Annotated in this window: 15 protein-coding genes and 1 pseudogene; 6 read left to right on the top strand and 10 right to left on the bottom strand. The window is 68.2% G+C overall.

Going from position 1 to position 24,742, the window contains the following annotated elements; translation table 11 throughout:
- Both LZG04_RS11400 and LZG04_RS41640 read left to right on the top strand, forming a co-directional pair.
- Positions 1-828 carry an abortive infection family protein gene (locus LZG04_RS11400; RefSeq protein ID WP_233815800.1) on the top strand — a complete coding sequence of 276 codons (828 nt, stop codon included), beginning with the start codon at positions 1-3 and terminating at the stop codon, positions 826-828.
- A 61-nt stretch (positions 829-889) separates the two neighbouring features.
- Positions 890-1,222: a DUF4158 domain-containing protein gene (locus LZG04_RS41640; protein ID WP_267936016.1), complete on the top strand. Its 333-nt coding sequence runs from the start codon at positions 890-892 to the stop codon at positions 1,220-1,222.
- Positions 1,223-1,299: 77 nt separating this feature from the next.
- Here LZG04_RS41640 and LZG04_RS42965 read toward each other — a convergent pair whose 3' ends face one another.
- From LZG04_RS42965 to LZG04_RS11380, 4 genes and pseudogenes are all read right to left on the bottom strand, one after another.
- Complete coding sequence (locus LZG04_RS42965) at positions 1,300-1,548, bottom strand: transposase (protein WP_374202807.1); 249 nt, start codon at positions 1,546-1,548, stop codon at positions 1,300-1,302.
- A 4-nt stretch (positions 1,549-1,552) separates the two neighbouring features.
- A pseudogene (locus LZG04_RS42960) lies at positions 1,553-2,010 on the bottom strand (transposase); the annotation flags it as partial.
- 319 nt (positions 2,011-2,329) lie between these two features.
- Positions 2,330-3,445 carry a hypothetical protein gene (locus LZG04_RS11385; protein ID WP_233815799.1) on the bottom strand — a complete coding sequence of 372 codons (1,116 nt, stop codon included), beginning with the start codon at positions 3,443-3,445 and terminating at the stop codon, positions 2,330-2,332.
- A 416-nt stretch (positions 3,446-3,861) separates the two neighbouring features.
- On the bottom strand, positions 3,862-5,901 hold the full coding sequence (locus LZG04_RS11380; protein WP_233815798.1) for a hypothetical protein: 2,040 nt from the start codon (positions 5,899-5,901) through the stop codon (positions 3,862-3,864).
- Positions 5,902-6,946: 1,045 nt separating this feature from the next.
- Between LZG04_RS11380 and LZG04_RS11375 the strand changes: the two genes are divergently transcribed.
- On the top strand, positions 6,947-7,882 hold the full coding sequence (locus LZG04_RS11375; protein ID WP_233815797.1) for an HNH endonuclease: 936 nt from the start codon (positions 6,947-6,949) through the stop codon (positions 7,880-7,882).
- A 247-nt stretch (positions 7,883-8,129) separates the two neighbouring features.
- Positions 8,130-12,701, top strand: a complete 4,572-nt coding sequence (locus tag LZG04_RS11370) for an NACHT domain-containing NTPase (protein WP_233815796.1) — start codon at positions 8,130-8,132, stop codon at positions 12,699-12,701.
- Positions 12,702-12,924: 223 nt separating this feature from the next.
- Here LZG04_RS11370 and LZG04_RS11365 read toward each other — a convergent pair whose 3' ends face one another.
- Positions 12,925-14,790, bottom strand: a complete 1,866-nt coding sequence (locus LZG04_RS11365; RefSeq protein WP_233815795.1) for a recombinase family protein — start codon at positions 14,788-14,790, stop codon at positions 12,925-12,927.
- A 176-nt stretch (positions 14,791-14,966) separates the two neighbouring features.
- Here LZG04_RS11365 and LZG04_RS11360 point away from each other — a divergent pair, with 176 nt between their 5' ends.
- Complete coding sequence (locus LZG04_RS11360) at positions 14,967-15,206, top strand: hypothetical protein (protein ID WP_233815794.1); 240 nt, start codon at positions 14,967-14,969, stop codon at positions 15,204-15,206.
- Here LZG04_RS11360 and LZG04_RS42440 read toward each other — a convergent pair.
- A complete protein-coding gene (locus LZG04_RS42440; RefSeq protein WP_308199044.1) occupies positions 15,163-15,648 on the bottom strand; it encodes a zinc ribbon domain-containing protein in 486 nt (161 codons plus the stop codon). The genes LZG04_RS11360 and LZG04_RS42440 overlap by 44 nt on opposite strands.
- 68 nt (positions 15,649-15,716) lie before the next feature.
- Between LZG04_RS42440 and LZG04_RS11350 the strand changes: the two genes are divergently transcribed.
- On the top strand, positions 15,717-16,112 hold the full coding sequence (locus tag LZG04_RS11350; RefSeq protein ID WP_233815792.1) for a hypothetical protein: 396 nt from the start codon (positions 15,717-15,719) through the stop codon (positions 16,110-16,112).
- Between the two features lie 36 nt (positions 16,113-16,148).
- Here LZG04_RS11350 and LZG04_RS11345 read toward each other — a convergent pair whose 3' ends face one another.
- The 4 genes from LZG04_RS11345 to LZG04_RS11330 form a co-directional block, all read right to left on the bottom strand.
- Positions 16,149-20,804: a glycosyl hydrolase family 18 protein gene (locus LZG04_RS11345; RefSeq protein ID WP_233815791.1), complete on the bottom strand. Its 4,656-nt coding sequence runs from the start codon at positions 20,802-20,804 to the stop codon at positions 16,149-16,151.
- Between the two features lie 65 nt (positions 20,805-20,869).
- Positions 20,870-23,056, bottom strand: coding sequence for a xanthine dehydrogenase family protein molybdopterin-binding subunit (locus LZG04_RS11340; protein WP_233815790.1), 2,187 nt, complete (start codon positions 23,054-23,056; stop codon positions 20,870-20,872).
- The gene (locus LZG04_RS11335; protein WP_233815789.1) at positions 23,053-24,036 is read right to left on the bottom strand and encodes a xanthine dehydrogenase family protein subunit M; all 984 of its coding nucleotides are present in this window, start codon (positions 24,034-24,036) and stop codon (positions 23,053-23,055) included. Before LZG04_RS11335 ends, LZG04_RS11340 begins: the two co-directional genes overlap by 4 nt.
- A complete protein-coding gene (locus LZG04_RS11330) occupies positions 24,033-24,515 on the bottom strand; it encodes a (2Fe-2S)-binding protein (protein WP_233815996.1) in 483 nt (160 codons plus the stop codon). Before LZG04_RS11330 ends, LZG04_RS11335 begins: the two co-directional genes overlap by 4 nt.
- Between the last annotated feature and the right edge of the window lie 227 nt (positions 24,516-24,742).

Genomic DNA, 24,742 nt, shown 5'->3' with positions numbered 1-24,742 from the left:
ATGATCAGCACAAGCACCCGCGGCCTGTTCCGCAGCCTGATGACCGACAGCTCAGTCGGCGCCATCAGCACGGCGTTCCAGGACGAGGGCTTCGCCCCCAACCCGGACTGCCGCTACGACGACACCAGCGTCCGACGCACCACCACCCAGCAGTACCTGGAGTCCGTCGACTGGACCCATCCGGGGCACATCGCCCGCGTCTGCCGGGTCTTCGAGCGGCTGCTGATCGACTGGCCCGACGGTCCCTACCTCCAGCGCTTCTACGATTCCCTGCGCAGGGACGGGTGCACGGTCGACCACCCCGGCACCGGGCTGATCACCCCACCCGCCGACCGAGGCCCGCTACGGCCGCTGCGATCCCTGGCCACGCTCACCGACCCCACGGCCATCCAGGAGCAACTCGACCGCATCCAGCGCGCGATCCCCGATGACCCCGCACTGGCCATCGGCAGCGCCAAAGAACTCGTCGAGAGCACCGCCAAGGTCGTGCTCCTCGAACGAGGCCGCCCCGTCAACGACAAGGACGACCTGCCCGCCCTCGCTCGGGCCGCCCAGGAAGCACTCGGGCTGCACCCCTCCTCGACCGCACCCGGCCCCGACGGCAGCGACGCGGTCAAGAAAATCCTCGGCGCGGTCACCACCATCACGGCCGGACTGGGCGAACTGCGCAACCGCGGCTACGGCACCGGACACGGCACTGCCGCCGCCCGCGTCGGACTCCGCCCACGCCACGCACACCTGGCCGTCAACGCCGCGGTCACCTGGTGCCAACTCCTGCTCGACACCCTCGCCGACCCCGAAGCACCCTGGCGCAAAACCACCGTATAGGGAGGAGGAACAATGGAACAGGAAACAGCGCTAATTAGCGCCTGACCAGGGCATACACCGGTTGACCATAACCCGTTCGCTGCTGAAGTTCGCCCCGATCCCACCACGGTGGGCGGACGAGAGGCAGCAGGAGGGCGCAGTACCCGTTGAGTTCCTGTCCGACGACCAGGCCGCCGCCTACGGCCGTTCCACCGGTGGGTTCGCCCGCGCCGAGCTGGAGCGGTACTTCGTCCTCGACAACGTCGACCGGGCGCTGGTCCAGACCAAGCGCCGCGACCACAACCGGCTCGGCTACGCCGTGCAGCTGGCGACCGTATGCTACGTCGGCCGCTTCCTCGACGACCCGCTGGAGGTGCCAGGTCTATCTAGTGAGCGGTGTGTCCGGCGTTGTTGATCAGTAGTTCTCGGCGTTCGGCCAGCGGTCACCGAACGTGATGGCGAAGGCGTTCAGCACAGGCTTCCAGCACATCATCACCTGCGTCCCCGTCCTGACGGGCCACCAGCGGCGAAGGTACTGCGGATCAGATGCACGATGCAGGTCTGGACCACGGTCCGCTGCCACACGTTGGCACCACCTCCGGTAGGCCCTTGACCGTCGCAGACCAGGAAGAACACGTCCCCGACGCCGCGGTTCTTCAGATCGACCAGCACGCCCGTCGGAGAACTCGGCCCCCTCGCCGCCGGCGGCCATCCACAATCCGAGCACGTCCTCGCGCCCATCCACGGTCACCCCGATCACGGCATGGACCGGCCGGTTGGCGACCTGGCCGTCACGGACCCTGACCACGATCGCGTCGAGGAACACCGCCGCGTAGACGGCGTCCAGCGGGCGGGCGGCCCAGTCGTTCATCTGCGCCAAGACCTTCTCGGTGATGCGGGAGACCGTCTTCTCCGACACCGGGGCGCCGTAGATCTCCCCGGTGGTCACTCCCCTGGTGTACAACGACGATACGATCTCGTCGAGTCGGTGAGACGACGCTGCCGCTTCTTGACGATCTGCGGCTCGAAGCTGCCTTCCCGGTCGCGGGGCACTTCGACCTCCACCTCGCCGGCAGCGTCCGAAATCACCGTCTTCGACCGCGTGCCGTTGCGCACATTGGTCGACTCACAGCCCGGTTCGGCCCGGTTCTTCTCGTGCCCGGGATGCTCGGTCATCTCCTCGGCCAGGGCGGTCTCCAGCACACTCTTAATGAACAGCTTGAGCAGCCCGTCCGGGCCGGTCAGCGCCAGCCACCGAGCCTGCCTCGGCCACCACCACCGCCGCCGCGGCGGCCTGCTCCGGCGACAGCTGGCGACGGCTGCCGCCCGGTCCCGGTCCTGCTCTTCCTCGTCCCCACGAGCTCAGATGTCATCACTTACAGTGCCCATCCCGCCGGACCTCCGACTGGGCATGTCGGGCCGAACACACCGATCTTGCAACAGTCCCGCTGAGGTCGGCATCCGACGCACGGCGGGCAAGGGGGTCACTTCCGGTGCGGTGCCGGTCCTCGGGTGCCTGACCTCAGGCGGCATTCCGGGTTGCGGCCTCTTCGTCGAGACGGCACAACAGTGAACAGGCGAGCATCGATGCCTGCACCGCGTTGCGACGGCTGTACTGGCGAGGGCTCACGGTGTGGGCCGTCGCGTTGCGACTGAAGGTGTTCGGCACGACGTCTCCGTCCTCGACGAAGAACTGCTGGTACGTCTGCCACATGGGAGCGAACGCGATGAACTGACGGACCGTGAACTCGTCGTAGGCGTCCTTCGTGCGCCTGCCCTTCCGGTCGGGCGTGAACTTGTATCGGTCCTTCTTGAAGTAGGCGCTGAGGACGGCGTCAATGAGCGAACCGGCGAGTGCCTGCGCAGCCTCCGTGTGGCCGGCATCGAGGGCGTCGAGCGCGGCCACGGCGAAGCGGACGTACGGGGCGACGGCCGTCGTCGTGCAGGCTGTGACCACCTCGCGGCAGTCCGCTGAGATGGTCCTCCAGCGTCGTCCGAGAATACCCCTACGTTTGCTCGCGCTGTCGGCGCGGATCAGTGCCTCTGCCGTAGAGGCGCGCGGCACCCCGTAGAGCGGTATGCCGTCGACCATGACGACCTCTTCCACCTGCTCCAACCTCAGACCTTCGATGTCCTGCAGGTTCGGTGGATAGAACGTCCACTTGAGGTTGGCAAGCGACGGTCCTATGGCCTTCAGCCAGGATGCCTGTTGCGCGGCGAACCGTGACGCGACCTCGGCGAGCGTGCCGCCGAGGCCGAAGTCGATGTTCCTGGTCAACTGCGAGGCGATGCGGTTGAGGTTGGACTGCTGTAGCCCAGTGGTCCGGAAGATGTCGCTGTTGATGACGGAGAACTGCTTCCGCCACGCGGCCTGCGAGTCGAGGAACGGCTTGATGGCGTTGCCGACGATTGCCTGCTGCGTCTCGGTGAACGCCGACAGCGTCGTCATGTTCTTCAGCACCGAGTCGGGGATGAACTGCGACATGGACGGAAGCGTGAAGCCGATCCGCGGGCCCAGAGAGCGCCGCACTTGTTCCATCGACTTCCGGAGCGTCTCCTGTTGCTTCGGCGTCAACTCAAGGCCGTCGTCCTCCGAAGGGTCTTCCCGCTGTTCGTCCTCGCGCTCGTCACCTGCCACGCGTAAAGGCTAGCCATCCAGCCGGCCGCAGGCACCCGCGTCGCGCGTCTCCGGGATGTCCGGCGGCAGCGCGCCCAGGCCGCCGCGGCGCCGGGCGGTCCGTGAAGCCCGGTGCACATCCCTCGACGAGCTGTACCGCCTGAGCTACCTCGACGAGGTGAGGGGACGCAAAAGGTTGACCGTGCACCCGTACTCGCGACTCCCGCCGACACCGGAGCCCCACACCCAGGTAACCACTTCTGGTCACCACATCCCCGCCCGCAGCGGTGCCCGATACCGATGGACCGCACGCCCGAGAAATCAACCCTACCCCTACCTTGAATCGTCAATTTCGGGTACGCGACAGTCAGCGCATGCCCATCTCGTTGATGGGCCGAGAGGGTCGTAGAGGTTCTCCACCGGCGCTTCTTCCGTGCCTACTGCGGTGCAGGTGCTTCCTGCCTCCACGGGATTTCGATCGGAGTATTCGATCGCAGTGCCCAGTCGAGCTGGATGGAGGCCTCCCTGGCCTCCTGCTCGAGGTGAACGGCACCTAGCCGTTCGCAGCGGGCCGTGAGCATGGCGGCGAAGCCGTCTAGGTGGTCCCGAACCGACTCCGGCAACAGAGAGGCAGCAGCCACGACGCCGCGGGCAAGGTGTCGTAACGCCGAGGTCAACTCAGCCACGGCCGCAGGCTCGGACGACCACTGCGGCAGTAGTCGATTTCGCTCGCCGACCGCCTGGGACGAGGCCAACCCGATCACCGACCTGACGATCCTGTCGGGTGCGAGCCCGTGGTTGAACAGGGCACCCGCGTACAGGACCGGCTCGATGGCGTACACGTGCGCCGATGGGCTGTCGCCGTGGTCGGGCTCGGTCAGGCTGCGGGCGGTGGCGAGGGTGGCGGCATCAAGCAGCAGGTCAGGCCGGTCGTGTGGGGCGAGGATCCAGTCGTCGACGTGCGGCACGATCTGGTCGGCGTGGTACACACCCACCAAGTGGTCGCGCAAAGTGGCAGCCGTCACGTGGGGTACCTGGATGTGGATGGTGCGGCCTTGCCTACGCGCCCGGGTCGCTTCGATGCCGTGCGAGCCGAGGATGTCGAGCAGGCGGCCGTCCCATACCGAGGGGTCGGTGGGCGGCGGTCGGTGGTGGTGGGGGTTGCCCGCCTGGTTGAGCGCTACCGAAATCCCGGCGTGCAGCCCGGTGCAGGTGCCGTACGCCTGCAGGGTCATGCGCATCAAGTCGTGAGGTGATACCGCCCGACCGTCGAGCACCATGCACTGGTGTTCGGCATCCCATTCCATGTGGGAGTGGGCGATGGCGTTACGCAGGTGGGTGTCGATGCACCACAGGAGCACCGCGCACGCCATGCTGTCGCGATGGGCGGCCAGCCGGGTGCGCAGCGGGTGCAGCGTGGCCTTGTCGGGCACGTCCTCCCCGAGCAGCGTCAACACCGTCACCGCCGCACGCCGGACATCACCCTCCGCCATTGCCAGGTAGATGTTGGCCGCCGGATCAGCGGCCTCCTCCGGGTACCGCGCCGCCTTCACCGCCGCGACCGCTTTGCTGATCCGAGTATGAGTGAAGTACATCTGGTTCTGCCGCTCAACGGACTCGGTGATCACGTCCAGACAGCGGTCGGCGTCGGTGGCCAGCGCGGCCAGGACGAGATCACGAGCCGCCACCGCAGCGACATGGGCCCGCCACGGGTATTCCCGCAACAGCAGCCCGGTCAGGTGCAGCCGGACCTCCGACATCAGTGGCATCGACGGATCCAGCAGGTGCGGCAACGTCTCCCGCAGACGATCGTCGAGGACGTCGGATTGCCGCGCCCAGGCAGCCGACACCCTGGCCGCGAAGGTCAGACCGTCACCGGCGTCGATCACCGAACCGGGCAACCCCAACACCGTCTCCAGCAGCGGCTCCTGCACCTCCGGCATGCGGGCGGCCACCGACCTCAACTCGTCGATCAGCGCGTCCCGCGTCGCGGTGTAACTCAACACCTCATGCCAACGCTGTTCCGGCAACCCCTCCACGGCCGCGTCCACGGCATCGCGGGCGAACCCGTACATCACCTCTTCCATCCGGTCCAATACCGCCGCCATACCCGCCAAGTGCTCGGGCGGAGCGAACCAGCCCACCACGTTGAACATCGCCGCCACCACACGACAGGCGTCGACCACTTGGTCCAACGCGACGAAGACACGACGTCCTACGTCACTCACGACCGGGGAGGCCGCTGCCTCGACGATCGCGGCAACGGCCGTCTCCAGACGCAGCAGATTGGAAGTCAGGCGGCTGTCCTCGAGGATGGTCCACCACTGCCGTGCGATCACCCGTACCGTACGGGGATGGCGCCCCGGCACCATCGACATGTGACCGCGGCGCCGCAACCAGCCCCGAGCACATCCCGCCACCGCACCACGCTGCTTCGGTGTCAATCCGATGACCCCGTCAACGGTTCGCTCCAGCATCACCCCATGCTGCCGGCAGTGATGTCCTTCCCTGCGGAGGCGACGCCAACCGCATGACGGGACGCCGGGCGTCCTCAAGTCAGTCAGCCCGCGTGATCCCCGAACCCTCAGCGACCGCCATGCATTCCACCACTGGAACGCAGGCCGGACCTGCCGTCATCACGGATCTCGACGTCACCGCGGGCCGCAAACCACCACGACGTCTTTCGCCAGCGGTGCCACGACCACATCCGAGGCCCTTCCCGACCTGAGTCGATCGCATATCGCCGCCAGCGCTACCCGTTCCAGCAGGTGATCCTCACGTCAGTACACCGGCTTCGGCCAGCATGTACCCGTACGGCGGACGCCCACCCAGTTACCGGCCCAACTCGGCCTGCGCTTTCATCGCCGCCAACGCCCGGTACGGGACCGGATTGGCAGCATCGGCGACGCCGCCACGTGCGCGGAATTGCTCGTGACGTTCAAGAACGAGGCGGCGTTGGTCAACGAGCGGCTGCCTCGTTGTCGGAACGCGCCAGTACACGGCAACCGGTTACCACTAAGCCTGTTGCCAGTGTGCACGACCCGAGCTGGCGCAAGGCCAACAGTGCGTCGGAACTTCCCTTTCGTAGGGTCGCCGACGACACCTCACTGGGACAGTTGCTCGTCGAGCATCCACGGCGCAGCGAGGAACACGCCACACTCATCAAAGCCGGAACCCCCCTGCTGAGGAAACGGACACCACAGCGGTAGCGCCATCCAACCGGCGGCGTGTCACACAATCTCGGTCGGGCAAGTGCTCACGGTTGAGATTACAAGTCGGTGACGAAGCCGGTCCCGGATTGGGCTCAGGCATCGCACAAGTAGATGCAGGCCGCGATGGCGGCGTTCTTACGAGCACTGCTCGGCGACAAGCCTCGGCCGCCTCTCGCACTCAACATGCGGAATCAACTCGGCGAGTCACCTCAACCGATCGATACCGGGTCCACCCTCCGAGACGCGCCACCAGGTCAGTTAGCCGTGGGGTGCCCGCCCAACAGCCAGCGTGATCCGCCATCATGATCCGGTGGGCATCAGTGACAAAGATCGTAAGATCCTGTGGGCGCGCTCGGGCAACCGCTGTGCGCTATGTCGGCGCGTCCTGGTCGCGGATCGGACCATGCTAGACGAGGAAGCGATCGTGGGTGACGAGGCTCACATCGCCGCGCGGTCGCCCGGAGGGCCCCGCTACGGCGAGTGCACCCCCGACATGGTCGACCGGTACGACAACTTCATCCTATTGTGCAAGGTCGATCACAAAAAAGTCGACGACCAGCCTCGTCACTACACAACCGCCCGGCTTCGACAATCCAAGTCAGAACATGAAGCATGGGTTGAGCATGCGCTCGGAAAAACCCCATCAGCGATCCGCTTCCACCTTAATAACGATCATACGTCCCTATCGGCGAAGCGGAACCCGAGAATCGATTTAGACCTACCGAACAGGGTATTCTCCGTAAGATTCGGACAATCCGCTCAAAGGTTTAGCATACCTGACGCATATGACATCCTCGTGTCCGACATGAAGCAGATTTTCGAAACCGCCGAAGCGGTAACCGGCGTAGAGTCGCAGCACTGGTGGGGATTCCACCACAATCGGCGCGCAGAACGCGACCGATTCACCACAAGTAGGTTCAGCTTGACCTACGCAGGAGATTTAGAGTTTGGAGATTGCTACGTCGAATGGCTATCCGACAGTGAAGGTTACCAGCGAGGAAACGGCTACCGAGGAGACGGTTCCGAAGACACCCTCGGCGGGATCATCACAGACCAGCAGATGAACAGCATTTCGTACGATCTCGCAAACAACGAAGAGTACGCCATCAGTGATGGTTACTCACTAATAGGAGATTGGTATATACGGGTCTTGCAGGACGAGGACGTCGATGTGCTCGTCCAGGCGCGAATATCTGCACTGTGGACTAAACCGCGGAGGTGGACGGCAGTGCCGTTGACCGAGTGAAAGTAGTGGCTTGTGAGTGGATGCCGCCGCTGCCAGACGTGAAGTGGCACGCGGGTAGGCGCTCCTGCACTTGGCCGGATGCGGTCAAGTGGAACGCCATGCTCCGTCCGGGCCGCACCGTGCCTCGACGAAAGCGCGACCAGCAGGCAGGTCCAGAAGAGGTCCGTGTCGCTGCTGTCGCAGCGACACGACGTCGTCCATAGCCGCGAAGCCACAGGACTACGAAGCGCTGAACGATGATGGACAGATGAGCAGAGCGCCCTTCTTCCCCGAGCAAGTCGACAGGCTGTGCCGAGTCCGTCGCGGGTGGGACGGCGACACACCCTTCGACCTCGATGCCGAGGGATTTCTCGACGTCTCCACCCGATGGTGGCGTACCGCTGGCGCAGCCGTGCCCGATGGGTTGCTCACGCCGGAGGAAGCCTCCAGCGGTGGGGCGCTGGTGTTGCTGGGCGAACCGGGTGTGGGCAAGAGCTCGGCGTTCCGCCGACTGGTCAGCGGGTTGACCGACATCACCGACCAGGCAGACGACGACTCCCACGCGGTGCTGTGGGTCGATGGCGGCGATCTGGTGGACGCCACCTTCGACGAACTCATCGGTACCCATGTCAAGGAACTGGCCTCGTCCGGAAAGCCGGCTGGCGAGCTGAACCACCCCCGGTTGACCCTGGTCATCGACCAGCTCGACGAAAGCCCCATGCGGGAACGGTTGCCCGGCACGCTGGACCGTGCCTTCAAGCGCGTACAGCGAGGCGTGGTCCGGCTACTCATCGCCTGCCGCACCGCTGATTATCCAGTGGCCCTGACCGACGTACTGAACCGTCACGTGGACAACCACGTCCTCGCGGACCTGGCGCCGCTGACGCGAGCGCAGGCTGTCAAGTTGGCGAGCACCGTGCACGACGACGGGCAGGCGCTGGTGCAAGCCGCCGTCGCGGTGGGGGCGGGGGCGCTGGCCAGCGTTCCGCTGACGCTGGAGCTGCTGGTGCGGATCCACAACCGCGAAGGCCGGCTGACCGGCGGCCCGTCGGCCTTGTTCGCCCAGGGCACGCGGCTGTTGGCCGACGAGCCGGACCGCTATCGCAACTCCGAGCAGTTCAGTGTCGATCAGCGCTTGGCTGTCGCCGGGCGCATCGCCGCCCGGCTGTTGCTGTCGGGACGTCGCAGCATCTGGATGGGCGGCGGTCTGGACGCCCGGGAGGAGACCGACTTGGTGGCCGGGAGCCTGGCCGGTGATCAGGAGCGGACGACCAGCGGCGTGTTCGACGTCAGCCAGGCCGCGGTCAAGGAGACGCTGGGCACGGCGTTGTTCACCGCGCACGGGCAGGACCGCCTGGGGTTCCGGCACTCGTCGTTGGGCGCCTACCTCGCCGCCCGCTACGTCCACGACCGGAAGTTGCCCCGACACCAACTGGTCAACCTGTTCCTCGTCGACGCGCCGGACCGTGACACCGCCAGCATTCCGGTGCCGTTACGTGAGGCCGCGGCGTGGCTGGTCACCCTCGACCCGGCCAACACCGAGTGGCTGGCCGCGGCCGACGCGGAGAGCCTGGTCGCGCACAGCGTCATCGTCGACTCCGAGCCGATCCGGGCGCTGGTGGTCGACCGCCTGCTCGCCCATGCGGGCGAGGTGGAGCTCAGCGAAACCGGTTGGATGCCCGGCCGCTGGCAAGTCGCCCACCCCGGTCTGGCCGAGCAGCTCAGACCAACGCTCGAATCGGCAGCGGCCACACCCTCTTTGGAGTGGTCGGAGCGGGCGCGTGTGCGCCTGGCCGTGCGGTTGGCGCGCGACGCGGCCGTCGCCGAACTGGCCGAGCCGCTGCTGGCCATCGCCGAGCATGACGGGTGGGGCGTCGATGAGCGCCGCCACGCCGCCGTGACGGCCATGGAGGCCGCACCCGACATCGCCGCGCCCCGCCTGCGCGCCCTGCTGCACAGCCTTCACCTGCCTGCCGACACCACGCCGTCCATCGAGATGGAGGCGCTGGAGGGCACGCTCCTCCGGTTGCTGTGGCCTGGCCATCTGTCGTTGCACGAGATGCTGCGGCACGTGCACCCGCCAGAGCGGTCCTGGTACGGCGAGTACCAGCTCTTCCTGTCTGAGATGGCCAACGACGTGCGCCCCGAGGACTTCGACGCCCTGCTGCGGTGGGCCCGTGTGCGCGCCGGTCAGGCCGCCCCCGCTTTTCCTGTCGGACCGGTCATGTCCGTTGATCACGACGACAGCGACACGATGCTGCTGGACGACGAGCCGATCGGTCAACTCCCGTCGAAGCTGCTGCCCTCCATCGTCAACCGGATCCTCGGCTCACCCGTCGCGCGCGAACATCTCGACCTGGTCGCCGCGCTGCTGTGGTCTCAGCTACGCGAGTACGAGCACCCTTCGATTCCGGCACCGCTCGACCTGGTCGACGCCAACGGTGTCGAGCCGGAAGCTGTCACAGCCCTGCGTCGAGACCTGGCCAGCCGCCTGGTGCAGCAGGCCGTCACCGACGATGCCGGACGGCGCAAAGCCGACGTGTGGGTCATCGCCCACGGCTGGGAGACCGCTCGAAGGGTGATTGGCCAGTACCCGCCGCCGGACGGGCTGCGCGAAGCCGAACGCGCCGGACTGCTGGACAGCGCCGACTTCGCCTGGGCGCTCGACCAAGCCGATCAAGCACACAAGTCCGGACAAGACGCCCTGGCCGCGGCAATGGGAAGACTTACGTCCTACCTGTTCAACGGCTTCAACCCGGACGTCTTCACCCTTGCCTACAACCACCAGGACAACCCCGTCTGGGAACACATCCGCTGGGTCTACGACGGCGTCCCCCTCGACAGCGACTTGGCCCAGGGCCTACGCAACGCTGCCCGCCACGACCACCCCAGACAGTGGGACGAGTCGCAGCAGTTCATCGAGGCACAGCGTGATCGACTACGCCTGGCCCTGGGCGACGACCCCAACGCGTTCTGGGCACTGGCCTGGAACCTCCAGTTCGACCCCTTCACCGGCCAGCAGGTCTACCCGAAGTCCGACGACCTGAGGACATTCGTCGGAGTCGGTGTCCTAGGCGATGACGCCGAAACAGAGCTTGCCACCGCAGCCCTGTCCTACCTGGACCGCGGACACGACCACCGGGGCGGCTGGCTCGGCCAAGGAAAGATCCACTACCCGGCATGGGCAGGCTGCCTGGCAATCACCCTGCTGCACCACCTCGGCCAGCTCGACCGCATCACCGACGCCCACTGGGAAGCATGGGCGGGCGCACTGCTGAGTCCCTACACCTCAGCCGACAGCGGAGAAGGCCGCGACCGCAGACGACACCTGCTGCGCACCGCCACCCGCCGCATCCCCACCCTGGTCGCCACCCTCCTGCGAAACCTCGTGCACAACGACCTCGCACGAGGCGAGCGCCCCCTGGAGCTTGGGCACTTCGACGCGGACTACTCACCCCACATCGCCGACACCATGATCACACTGATCGACCAAATCTCCTCCGCGTTCGACACAACACCAGCAGACACGGCTTGGCCCGACATCGACCTGGATAAGACGCCGGAAACCCGCGCCGCCGCGATCGGCACCTGGGCCGAACTCCTGGCACCCCTGGTAGCCGCAGAGGACCCCACGGCGATCACAATCGCCACCGACACCCTCACCCACGCCCGAGCGGGCACCGCCCAACGCAGCCTCGCGGTGCAAGCAGGCTGCATCCTGCTACACCACGACCCGAGCCGGTTCTGGCACCCCACCGCCACCGCAGCCCGCACGGACGAAGACTTCGGTCGCGAACTCGCACTGGCCTGCGCCTCCCGACACATCCGGGAAGTCATCCTCAGCCGCCTCGACGAGGAACAACTCGCCGACAACCACCGCTGGCTCACCACCCTGTTCCCGCCCGCCACCGACACCGAACGCCACGAACCGGGCCGGATCACACCCCGCGACGAGATCCGCTCCTGGCGCATGGAGTGCGTGCGCACCCTCGGCCAGCGGGCCACAAGCGCCTCCGTCGATCAACTTCGCCACCTCGCCCAGGAACACCCCGACGACCTCGAAGTCACCAGCGCCCTCGTCAACGCCCGACGCCGCGTCCAAGCCACCCGATGGACCGACAGCAGCACGGTCGACAACATCACCGAGATACTCAACGACCCCAGTCGCAGATTGGTCCGCTCCAACACCGAACTGGCCAAGCTCCTGCTCGACACCCTCGCCGACATCGCCAAGGAACTACCAGACCACAGCGAACTGCTGTGGAACCACACCCCGACCCGCACACGCAAGAACCGCGGCACCACACCGGAAACCTGGGCACCCAAGTTCGAAGCTGCCCTGTCCGCCTACCTCACCCACGAACTCAGAACCCGGCTTCACGGCCGCGGAATAGTCATCAACCGCGAAGTTCTGATCCACCCACGCAACGCCTACGGCTCTGGTGACCGCACCGACATCCTGGTGCAAACCACAGCACCCGCCTCCGACGGACACCAGACAGGTGGACAATTCACTGTCGTCGTCGAAGTCAAACCAACCTGGAACACCGATCTCACCACGTCACAAGAGACGCAACTCGTCCGCCGTTATCTACCGGAGGCGAACACCGACGCGGGAATTTACCTCGTCGGCCAATACTCAGTGGACCAGTGGACCGCACAGGACTACCGAAAAGCCGACGCAAGAAGAACCCCGCCGAACATCATGGAGATACTACAAGACCAGGCACAACGACTCAATGATGAGTTGAGCGCCCACACCACACCTTTTCTCCTCAAAATTACGCGTCCGCAAGCAGCAAAAGCACCTATCCATCCTCCAGGTCATCGACTTCGGTAACCGCACCTTCCACCGAGAACGGGAATCCTCAATCAGATCCACGCGAAGCGACCGTCTCCGACCAAACTGACACTCGGACACCAGCCTGACCGAGGTCACCATGAGTGACCGCTACAAGGATCGCGGTTTCCACTGAGCGAAAGCCTGAGTGGGAAATTCCCCACAGGCGCGTGTTCGGGCAAACCTCTCGGACACATAATTTGCCCCGCGAGATAATTCCAGGTCATCTGGGAGTCTCGTGGGGCTTTGTGTTTCCTGACCCTACTTCGACCCTACCTGATGGTCGCTGCTCGTAGGATGTCTGCCGGTGCGAGGGCAGGAGCAGTGGGCGGCGTCCGGCTCGTCCCACGACCTGTCGACCGCGGTCACCGCCGTGCTCGCCCGGCGGCGGGTATTCAGCTCCTCCGGCTCGGGATGCGTTCCGCGAACGGGTGGCGCGGAGGGCGACGTGGAACCCGGTCTGCCGGTGCCGGCGCTGCGGCACTGCCGTGCGAATCGGTCCCCGGAGTGGCTGGCGCGTGGGACGACTTCTGTGAGCTCGTGGATCGACCTGGCCCGCAGGCACGTCGGGCTTATCCGCCGCCGAAGCCGTCGCACGCCTCAAGGTCAGCAGGAGTTGTTCGCCTGCCTTGCCACGATCTCCTGTCTCCGGCTGCGGTGCCAGGCGCCTGCGTGATGTGCGCGCTCCCCCACTGGTGCCATGGTCGAGCAGAGCAACCCCGGTAGCGTCGCAGCGGAAGACGAGTCCGAGTTCGTCGATCAGCCGTGCGGTGTGCTCCGGGCCCGGGTTGTCGGCGATGCCCGCGGCGGTGAGATACGCGGCGATGCGGCCGAGCAGGTGATCCTCGCGCAAATAGAGGTTGCCCGGCGCCCCCTCCGGTCGGGTACGGGCGCTGGTGTGGCCGTGACGGCAACGGTAGGCGGCACGGCCGTGGGAACGATGGGAGTCCATCTTCCGCCCGCACAACCCGCACTGGAGCCTGCCCGCCAACAAGTAGGCGCACTCCCCGCCATCGGCGTCGGCATGGCGGGTGCTGTTCCTTGTGGCCTGGATGGTCTGGGCGGTGACGAAGTCCTGCTCGGACACCAGCGGGGTGTGGGCGATGCGGGTCGAGATCGCCCACGCGTGCTGCTCGTTGCGGACACTGGTCCGACGCCCGCTCGGCGAGCGGGTGGCGCGATCGGCGCTCGTGCGATTCCACACCTGACGACCGGTGTAGCGCGGATTACCCAGGATCTCCACCACCGTACGCAACGACCAACCCGGATCGACGTGTCTCCGGTTGCGCTGCGCGTCCGCGCTCGACGGGCTGAGCACGGCTTGCTCGTTGAGGTATCGGGCGATGCCCGCGGCACTGTGCCCGGCCAGACGTAAGGAGAAGATCAGCTTCACGGTGGGTGCTGTGGTCGGGTCGGGCACGAGCCGCTGCTGCCGAACCCCGCGCCGCGCCAACGCCCGATTCGGATGCGGTCCAGCGTCTACGAGACGGTAGCCGTAGGGCGGCCTGCCGCCGAGGTAACGTCCCTGCTCGACGGTCTGCATCCGCATCGCGGTGACGACCCGGTGCCGGGAACGCAGCACCTCCGTGAGGGAACGCTTCGCCAGCAGCGACAGCAACGCTTCATGGGCGGGATTGTCGAAGTCCACCGGCCCCTCGGCCTCCGGCAGCCACAACTGCACCCCGTACAGCTCCAACACCGCACGCAGCTCGCGCACCTGAGCCCTGTCGAGGAAGGCGCGCTCGTACTCTCCGACCACCACCGCGTCGACCTGGTCGGCGTTGGCCGCGATGTAGCGCAGCATCGCCGCCGCCCGAAGCCGCAGATGCCACGGCACCTGCCGGGAACACCCGACCTCGAAGTACTCCCCCACGATCACACCGTGCCCACAGGTGAGCCTGCGCGAGACATCCAGCTGCCACGCCCGCGACGTGCGCGGGTCCTGGTGCTCACGAGTGGAAGCCCGGCCGTAGAACAGAAACCGCAGACTCCCGACCGGAGCGGCGTCCATGGCCGGGATGCCCGGCGGGACCGTGGCGGCGATCCACTCGGCAAGCGTGGTCGGACGGGACAGGGCGGACACCGACATGGCGCGGTCCTCGACATCGGAACGGGGTTGGACGCCGAGGTGACGAGGCGCCTTCGCCACGATGACAAGGAACTCCGGATATACGCCCGATCGGAGCAGCCCGAGCCGCCTGTGCTTGTCTGAACGGCTGCGGCATCCGGGCCTTCCGCGACACCGCCCACGCGCTCGGCATCCTCGTGGCGACCGTCGCCAACACCTTCGACCCCGAGAAGATCGTGATCACCGGTGAGGGCGTCGCCGTGGCCGAGTTGGCCCGAGCCGAGATGGACGCCGCAATCACCGCGAACCTGCACCCCACCGCCGCCCCCGTGGTCGTCGACATCCAACCGTTCGAGTTCACCGAGTGGGCACGCGCCGCAGCCGTCCTCGCCATCAGGGACCGCCTCCAGGTGGGATCGAGCCCAGCTCCGCGGTAGCCCTGTTGCAGACGACGTTCCGACCGGACTCCCGCAATAGGCCGGGGATGCTCTCGGGTTCGATCGCGCCGCGTTCGGCCGACCCCAGGGCGGTGGCAAGCCAGCGCAGCAGCACGTCCTCGCGCCAGTACAAGATCTTTTCGGAAGCAGGATCGGGCGCCTGGGCGCTGCTTCTGCCATGCCGGCACCGATAGCTCGCCCGCCCGTGAACCCAGTTCGAGTCCATCCGCCGCCCACAGATCCCGCAGATAACCAACCCGCTCAGAAGATAGGTCCGGCAGCCGTGTGCTTGCCGAAAATGTCGTCCGTGCTGGTCAGGCTGCGTGGTGGTACTCGTTGAGGATGCCGCCCAGCCGTTGCCGTCGACGGATGTCGAGGTGGGTGAGGGGTGCCTGATCGGGGGCTGGCTGTGGCAGTGGCGATGACTTTTCGAGCGGCACACCCTTCGACCTGGGCCAGGCCACGCCGTTCCTGGGCAGCCGGGGCTGGTCCTCGCTGATGCTGTGGGCGATGGTGAAGGCCCACGGCCGGGACGGGTTGGCCGCGCTGCTGGACCGGCGCCTGGAGCTGACCCGGTGCTTCACCGACCTCGTGGACGCCTCACCACACCTGGTGCGGTTCCACGAGCCGGACCTGACGGCGGTGGCGTTCGGCTACCTGCCCCGCGGTCGCCGCGACCCGGAGGCGTTCGACCGGGCCAACGAGCACGTGCACCGCGCGCGGCTGGAGCGGGGCGAGTGGTACTTCCACCGGGTCGGGCTGCGCGACCCCGGTGTGCTGCGGCGCGGTGCCCGGTTGCAGACGTTGAGGTGCGTCGGCTGCAACCGGCGCACCACGCCGGCGCACCTGCGTGCGGCGCTGGACGAGGTGATCCGTCTGGGACGGGAGTTCGACGACGTGACCTGACGGCACGGGACGGCCGACGCCGGTGGCAGGGGACGGTCAGCCGGCGTCGCCGATCAGCTTCCAGGGCTCGTGGTCGGCGTCGACCCCGGTGCCCGGGGCACTGCCCCTCGTCTCCCACTTGGCCTTCCAGACCTTGCCGTTGTACTTGACCGTGGTCTGCTCGACCGGCTGGGTGGCGGGGGAGTAGATCTTGGTCGCGTCCCAGTTCCCGGCACTGCAGCCACCCGCCGGCGGGGTCGCCGTGCCGAGGCCCTTCAGGTTGTCGGTCACCGGGGCGTACGCCGTGCCGCCGATCGACAGACTCGTGTTCACCGGACCGGTGATCGGGAGGAAGTAGATGATCGGCAAGTCGAACGACTTCCCGGCCGGGATGATCTGGCAGTACTCCAGCGTCATGCTGACCCGGTGGAACGTCGTGCCGGGCGTCAGCTTCCACTGGCCGCCTTGGGCACCGGTCTGCCAGTTGGCGTCCTTGACCAGCGGTGACGTCGAGGCCGGGATGTCGAACGACAGCTTCGTGTCCTTACCACCGCCCAGTGTGCGCCCGGTGTTGTTGGTGATCCGGACGGTCGGCTGCAACGGCCACAGGTTCGCCGTGGCGGTCGGGTAGTTGACCATCTCGACGCTGAGGTTGGCGGTCACCGTCGGCGCGACCCCCACGCTGCCGGTGCGCAGACTGTTGTCATAGGCACCGATGTTGCCCAGCTTTTCGTTCAGCCGGGTGGTCAGCGTGTACCCCATCCCGCACGGGAGGTCCGGTTGGACGTCCACCGGGCAGGAGTAGTCGCCGCCGAGCTCCCACATCATCACGCCGCCCGCACCGGTCGACCGGACCAGCTCGGCGACGGCGTCGATGCCCTGCTCGTCCTCGGTCGACAGGAACACCTTCTTCTGGTCGTTCCACAGCCACGACGTCTTCGTGGTGTCGTCCCAGTACCTGGTGTAGTGGCCCGTGCGCCGGTCGGTGAGGTCGGTGTCCGGCGTCAGCCCGACTCTGCGGGTGTAGATCGGCGTGATGTTCTTCTCCAGGTTCTTGGTGTGCCACAGCGGGTTCGTCCCGGAGCCGAGTTCGGCGCCGTTGGCGGTCTTGTCGTGCCAGATGTTGTCGATGCCGACGGCACCGTCACCGCACGGCCGCACGACGCCCGTGCCCGGCTCGCAGCCGCTCGGCTTCTGCGAGGTGCCCCACAGACCGTTGGTACCGCCGGTGACGTTCCGCCAGCCGCGCGTGTAGTAAGGCACTCCGAGGTTGACGCGTCCGGCCTGCATCGCGCCACGCATGTACTTCATCGCCCAATTGGTGTTGAAGTACCCGATGCCCCCGTACTCTGGAGTGGCGTACTGATCGGCCAGTTCCGGATCCTTGCCGTCGTCGAACAGCGCCGCGTTCGGACCCACGACATTGTTCCAGGTGCCGTGGTAGTCGTAGGCCATCAGGTTGGTGAAGTCCTGGTGGTCCAGCGCGGTCTGGTTGGCCATCCCGCGCACCAGGTAGCCGGAGGCCGACGACGCCGAGGTGAGCAGGTAGTACTTGTCGTCCGCGACCGAAGCCCGGTTCAGCGAGTCGCGCAGCGCCTTCATCAACGCGGTGTACGCCGTGGGCAGACCCTTGCGGCGCGGGTTCGACACCGCCCAGTCGTTCGGGTTGCCGGTGTTCTCGAGGACCGTGGGGTACTCGAAGTCGATGTCGACACCGTCGAACCCGTAGGTGCGCAGGAAGTTCACGACCGAGCTCGAGAACGTGTCGATCCCGCTCCGGTTGACCGAGCCGTCGGCGTTGGTGGTCATCGCGTAGAAGCCACCGGAACCGGCCCAGCCACCGACCGAGATCAGCGTCTTCACCCGCGGGTGCAGGCGTTTGTACTTCGTCAGCAGGTTGAGGTGCCCCTTGTAGGGCAGAGAGGGGTCCATCTCGGCGCCGACCTCGCCGGGCCACTCCATCCGGGTGGCGTTCGAGTCGACCTGAATCTGGTTGTTCTCCACCGTCGCGAACGCGTAGTTGAGGTGGGTCACCTTCGACCACGAGATGTTCTTCACCAGGTAGTGCGGCGTGCCGTCGGCGCCCGTGCGGCCACCGTTGAAGTAGCCGACGACCCGGCGGTTCCTGCCCTGGCCGAGCCATTCCCGGCCGTCACCCTGGTAGACCTTGCAGTACGGCGTCGCCACGCCCGGCGTGGGCGCCAGACCCTCCGGCCGGCAGTCGCCGGACGCAGCCGGCCGCGATCCGCCGTCGTCGCCACCGGGGTGCGACTCCATCGGGTCACCGACTCCACCGTTGACGCCGAGATCACCGGCGCCGCCGTCGCTGCGGCTGTCCTCGCCGTAGCTCGGCACCAGCCAGCCCTCGGTGTCGCCGGCATCGCTCGCCACGGCCGCCTCTTCGGCGGTGTTCGCCGTCGTACCCGAGCGGGTCAGGGCGAAGTCCTCGATTCCGTCGCCGTTCAGGTCGGCGAAAGCCCCGATGGTGCCCTGGAACGGATCGTCGGCGCGGATCACGCCCAGCGACTTCCAGCCCTCGCTGACGCTCCACGGAGCGCCGGTGTTCTGCCAGGCCCGGACCTCACCGGTGACGTACTCGACCCGGACCGTGTCGGCCTTCCCGTCGCCGGTGATGTCGGGGAAGGCGACCTGCGCACCGGGCGACTGGCCCGGGGTGGCGAAACCCTCGACCTTGCCCCAGCCGCCCGGAGTGGGCAATTCCTCGCCCTCGTTGCGCCAGGCGCTCGGGAACAGCAGCCGGTTCAGCGTGATCAGGTCGTCGCGGCCGTCGCCGTCGAGGTCGGAGAAGTACAGCTCCGGCCAGTAGGTGAGGTCGTTCGCGACGATCGTCGCGCTGCCCCAGCTGACCCGGCCGCCGCTGCTGGTGTTCCGCGACATCCGCATCGCGGGGATGCCGGTCGGCGAGTCGGCCGCCGACAGGATCCGGACGTAGTCGTCCTTGCCGTCACCGTCCAGATCGGCGAAGTAGACCCGCGTCGGGTCGTTCCCGCGGTCGGCTGGGCTGATGTCGCCCAGCGGTACCGCGTCCTGGCGCGGGTCGTGGTTGCGCCAGCCGGTGACCCCGCCGTCCGCCCCAACCACCGCGTAGTCGGCCTTGCCGTCGCCGTCCAGGTCGGGGAACCCGATCTTCGAGCCGGTCGCGGCGGCCTGGAGGATCGTGCCGATCGGCTCCCAGACGTACGAGCGGCCGCTGATCAAGCGCTGCAGGACCGCGATCCGCACGCCTTCGGCGAAGGCCTCCGCGATCTTCCGGTGACCGGCGTCGGTCGGGTAGACCTCGTGGGTGATGTCCTCCGGGGTGACCGAGCCCAGCTCGACCAGCACCAGCCGCGCGCCGTCCCTGATCTTGGCGTCGGCGATCGTGCGGAGCGCGCTGTTGTAGGCGTCGATCCGGGTCTGGTACGTCGGGTTCGTCGACGGCGGCAGGGTCCCGAGCAGGACCGTGGTCGTCGGCGAGGTCTGGTGGATCGCGTCCAGGAAGCTCCGCATCTTCCCGGCCGTCGTCGTGCCGTCGGCACCGCCTGCCAGGTCGACCGTGCCCGCGACCAGGGTCATCAGGTTCGGCCGCAGTGTCCGCAGCGCGGGGATCGACTCGGCCTTGATGTCGTCGATGCCCTTGCCGTCGAACCCCATGTGGTCGGGGTCGCCCTGCCCGCCGTCGTTCAGCGCACCGACGAAATCCGTGCGCTTGACGAGGAGGGCCGCCGAGCCACCGACCACCGCGGCGGTGGTCAGGCCTTGCACGATGCGGTGCATGTAGTCCCGGAAGCTCATGCCGTCGACGGTGTGCCTACCGGCCGTGATCCCGTCACCGGTCGGCATCACCCGGAGCTCGTCGATCGACGGGGTGGGGCCGGCCGCCCGGAGCTGGCCCGCCTGGACCGGCCGGTGGTCGGAGTCGCCCTCGGGCCGGACCGTGGCCGTCAGCGGTTGGTCGAAGAAGTGGGTGGTGACGAAGTAGTCCAGCTCACCACCGTTCTGGTGGGTCGGGTGACGCGCGTTGTGGATCCGCAGGTTCGGCGGGAAGTTGATCCGGCGTCCGAGGACCAGTGGGTCCACGTTGAAGTCGCCACCGACCGTCGCGTTGTAGTGGGTCCCGAGGGCCGCGACCTGGTCGTCGATGGCGTCCAGCAGCGGTCCCGAGTCACCGCCGCCGTTGGTCAGGCCGTGCATGGTGAAGTACCACTCGTCACCGAACCGCACGCCGAGCGCGTTCCGGCCGGCGTCGACCGGGTTGCCGACGACGATCAGCTCGTCGGGCACCTCGGTCAGGACGAGCGCGATGTTGACCCGGCCGCCGATCCGGCGCGGGTTGGTCGCGTCGTCGTCGGTTGGCAGGAAGTAGACCTGACGGGTCATGGGGCCTTCGTTGCGGTCGGTGTCGACGACCCAGGTGCGGTGCAGCACGGTGTGCTGACGCGGGTTGCCCTGGCTGTCGTACGTGGTGAAGGTCTGGTCGGGCTCCGCGAAGCTGTTGAGGGGCGGGTGCGGGCCGACCTCCTGGAGCATCAGGATCGGCACCTGGAGCGCCAGCCGCCGGACCGTGTTGTGCCACTTGCTGTCGTTCTGTGCCTGGTTGTTGCCCCCCTGCATGTTCCAGGTGATCATGGGCGTGGTGGCCGCGGGGAAATCGGCGGCGGCGGCCGGAACGACAAGTGACCCCGCCAGCGCGACTACCACCACTGCGGACATTGATCGGCGTAACAAGAGTCCTCCCCTCTTCCTGGCCGGGTGATCGGTTCACCGCGGCCTCCGCTCTACAGCAGCTTGTCCCGCGTGATGGGCAGGTCCCGCACCCGTCGGCCGGTGGCGTGGTAGACGGCGTTGCCGATGGCGGCGGGCACCCCGGTGATCGGGGTCTCGCCGAACCCGCGTGCACCCAGGGCGGTGCTGGCGGGGTCGGGGTGGTCGACGAAGTGGCTCTCCACGGCCGGGGCGTCCGCGCACACCGGCACGAGGTAGCCGGACAGGTTCGCGTTGACCACGCGGGCGGTGTGCCGGTCGTGGACGGTGTGCTCCATCAGCGCGTGCCCGATGCCCCACGTCACGCCGCCGAGCACCTGGCCGCGGGCGGTGCGGCGGTTCATCACCCGACCCATGTCGTGCGCGGTCACCACGCGGGTGACGCGCACCGAACCCAGCCTGGCGTGCACCCGCACCTCGACGAAGACCGCGCCGTAGGAGTGGCCGGGCGTGTTCCGCAGGCTGCCCGTCGTCTCCACCGGTGCGCCGTGCCTGCCGACGACGGCGCGGTAGCTGTCGCGCCGCGCGCGGTCGCGCACGTGGAACAGGTGGCCGTGCGCGGTCACCACCTCGTCCGCCGGGACACCGGCCAGCGGCGACCGCGGGTCGGCCACCGCCAGGGCCACCACCGCGTCCCGCGCGGCACGGGCGGCGCGGTCCACCGGCCCGGTGACGCTCGCGATCGTCGCCGAGCCCGCCGACACGCCCGCGTACGGCAGCGCGCTGTCGCCGATGACGGCGGTGACGGCGTCGAGCGGCACGCCCATCGCGTCGGCGACGACCTGGCCGATCACCGTGTACGTGCCGGTGCCGATGTCCTGGGTGGCGATGCGCACCACCGCCCGGCCGTCGGCGCCGACCGTGACCGAGGCGGTGACCGGCGGGTCGGCCGGTGCGGCGGCGAAGGTGTGCGCTTCGGTGGCCATGCCCCAGCCGACGTGCTCGTCGCCGTCCTGGGTGGCGCCTGGCCGCGGTGCCCGCCGGGACCAGCCGAACGCCTCGGCCGCGATCCGGTAGCAGTCGAGCAGGCGCTTGCCCGCGATCGGCGAGCCGGTCTCCTGGTCCACCGCCGTGTGGTTGAGCTTGCGCAGCTCCACCGGGTCCACGCCCACCTGCCAGGCGAGCTCGTCCAGCGCGGTCTCCAGGCCGAAGTGCGCGGTGGTCTCGGGTGAGCGCATGTAGCTGGACGAGGCGAGGTCGGGCGGCACGCCCTCCTGTCTGACGTGGACATTCGGGCAGTCGTAGAGGGTGCTGGACGAGTCGCTCTCGTTGAAGATCGACTCCTCGGTGCGGCTCAGTTGCGCGGTGGTCGTCTCGACCAGGGCGGTGAGCTTGCCCTGACGGGTGGCGCCGATCCGCAGGTGCTGCCGGAATTCGGCCCGGTGGCCGGTCAGGGTGAACATCTGGGCGCGGGTGAGCACCAGACGGACCGGTCGCCCCGCCAGCCGCGCGGCGGCGACGGTGAGGATGGTGTGCGGCCAGACCGGTCCCTTCGCGCCGAAACCGCCGCCCAGGAACGGCGCCAGCACGCGGATGCGGTCCGGTGGCAGGCCGAACGCGGTGGACAGGACCGACCTGGTGAGGTTGACCCCCTGGGCGGTCTCGTGCACCGTCAGGCGGTCGCCCTCCCACTGCGCCGTGGTGGCGTGCGGCTCGATCGGGTTGTGGTGGCGCGTCGGGCTGGAGTAGCGGGCCTCCACGCGGACCTCCGCCGCCTCCCACGCCGCCGCCGCGTCGCCGCGGGTGATCTCGTTGGGCCGGCCCCGGAACGGGAGCGGCAGGTGGGGCGGCTCGGTCGCGTCGTCCATCGACGCCGTCGGCGGTTCGGCGCGGTAGTCGACGCGCACCAGGTTCGCGGCTTCCCGCGCCTGCTCCAGCGTTGTGGCCAGGACGATCGCCACGGGTTGGCCGGCGTGGTGCACCGCGGTGCCCTGCAAGGGGATGAAACCCTTGATGTACGGGAACGTCGGCACGGTCAGGCGCGGCAGGTCGGCGTGCGTGTACACCGCGACCACGCCGGGGTGCGCCAAGGCCTGCGACGGGTCGATGCGCACCACTTCGCCGCGTGCCACCGTGCTGGTCACCAGGAACCCGTGCAGCGCACCGGGCACCGGGTCGTCCGCCGGGTACCGGGCGGCGCCGGTGACCTTCGCGCGGCCGTCGACGCGCGCCACCGGGCGTCCCACGAGTTCGACGTTCACCGCAGGCCTCCCAAGCCGCTGAGCAGTTCCACCAGCGCGCGTTGCACCAGCTCGACCTTGAACCCGTTGTGCGGTCGCGGCACGGCGTCGCGCACGAGCACGCGCCCGGCCCGCTCGATCGCCGCCACCGTCAACGGCTCGCCGCGCAGGACCGCCTCGGCCTCCGGGGAACGCCACGGGGTCGTCGCGATCCCGCCGAACGCCAGCCGCACGTCGCGCACCCGGCCGCCGCGCAACTCCAGGACGGCCGCGATCGAGACGACGGCGAACTCGAACGTGGCGCGGTCACGCAGCTTCAGGTAGCGCGACCGGACCGCCGCCGCGCGCCGCGGCACCTCGATCGCCGTGATCAGCTCGGCGGGCCGCAGCACGGTGTCGACGTGCGGCGCCTGCCCCGGCCGCAGGTGGAACCCGCCCACCGGGACCTGTCGCGGACCGTCCGGCCCGAGCAGGTGCACCACCGCGTCGAGGGCGAGCAGGGCGACCGCGAGGTCCGAGGGGTGGGTGGCGATGCAGTGCTCGCTGCCGCCGAGCACGGCGTGGCCGCGGTTCCAGCCCTCCAGCGCGGGGCACCCGCTGCCCGGCACGCGCTTGTTGCACGCCGAGGCCGCGTCCCGGAAGTAGCCGCACCGCGTGCGTTGCAGCAGGTTCCCCCCGATCGTGGCCATGTTGCGCACCTGCGGTGACGCGGACGCCTCCAGCGCCTCGGCCAGCACGGGGAAGCGCTCGCGGACCGACCGGTGCTCGGCCACCTGCCGCATCCGCGCGAGACCGCCGACGCGCAGGCCGCTCGCCGAGTCGGTGATCGACGCCAGGTCGAGCCCGCTGATGTCGACGAGGTGCTCGTGCCGCTGGGCGCCGTCCCGCATGAGGTTCAGCAGGTCCGTGCCGCCCGCGATGAACGCGGCGCCGGGCGTCTGCCGCGCCACGCGCACCGCCTCCGCCGGGTCCCGGACCGGGGTGTAGCCGAACGCCCTCATCGGCGCACCTCCCGGGCCGCGTCGGCGACCGCGTCCACGATGTTCTGGTAGCAGGCGCAGCGGCAGAGGTTGCCGCTCATCCACTCGCGGATCTCCGCCGGCGACCCGGCGTGCCCCTCCCGGATGCACGCGACGGCGGACATGACCTGACCGGACGTGCACGCGCCGCACTGGAAGGCGTCGTGGCGGATGAACGCCTCCTGGACCGGGTGCAGCCGATCGCCGTCGGCCAGTCCTTCGACCGTGGTGATGTCGCTGCCCTGCCTCATCACCGCCAACGTCAGGCACGACTTGACCCGCTCGCCGTCGACCAGGACCGTGCAGGCGCCGCACTCGCCCCGGTCGCACCCCTTCTTCGTGCCGGTCAGCCCCAACCGCTCGCGCAACGCGTCCAGCAGTGTCACCCTCGGCTCCACGGTCAGGACCCGGTCGCGGCCGTTAACCGACAGGGTGATCTCCGCGCTTTCCCCCGGCGCGATCGCGCTCGGCCCGACCACGTTTGCCTCGGCCTCGGCGTGCGCCGCGACGGGCAGGAACGCGGTGCTCGCCGCCGTGACCGCGGTGGACTTCAGCACCGTCCGACGTGTGTGCCCCCGTGCGGGGCGAGATGGCTCCGGCACCGCGTTCCCCTCGACTCGGTATAACTCGGTATAACGCGCTATAGCGGCGTCTGTAACAGAGTCAGGTATACCGGTTCGGTTTAACG

The organism is Saccharothrix sp. S26 (assembly GCF_021390395.1).
In the GTDB taxonomy this organism is placed as follows: Bacteria; Actinomycetota; Actinomycetes; order Mycobacteriales; family Pseudonocardiaceae; genus Actinosynnema.
Note: the sequence above shows the minus strand (reverse complement) of the source record. Positions and strands in the feature narration are given on the sequence as shown.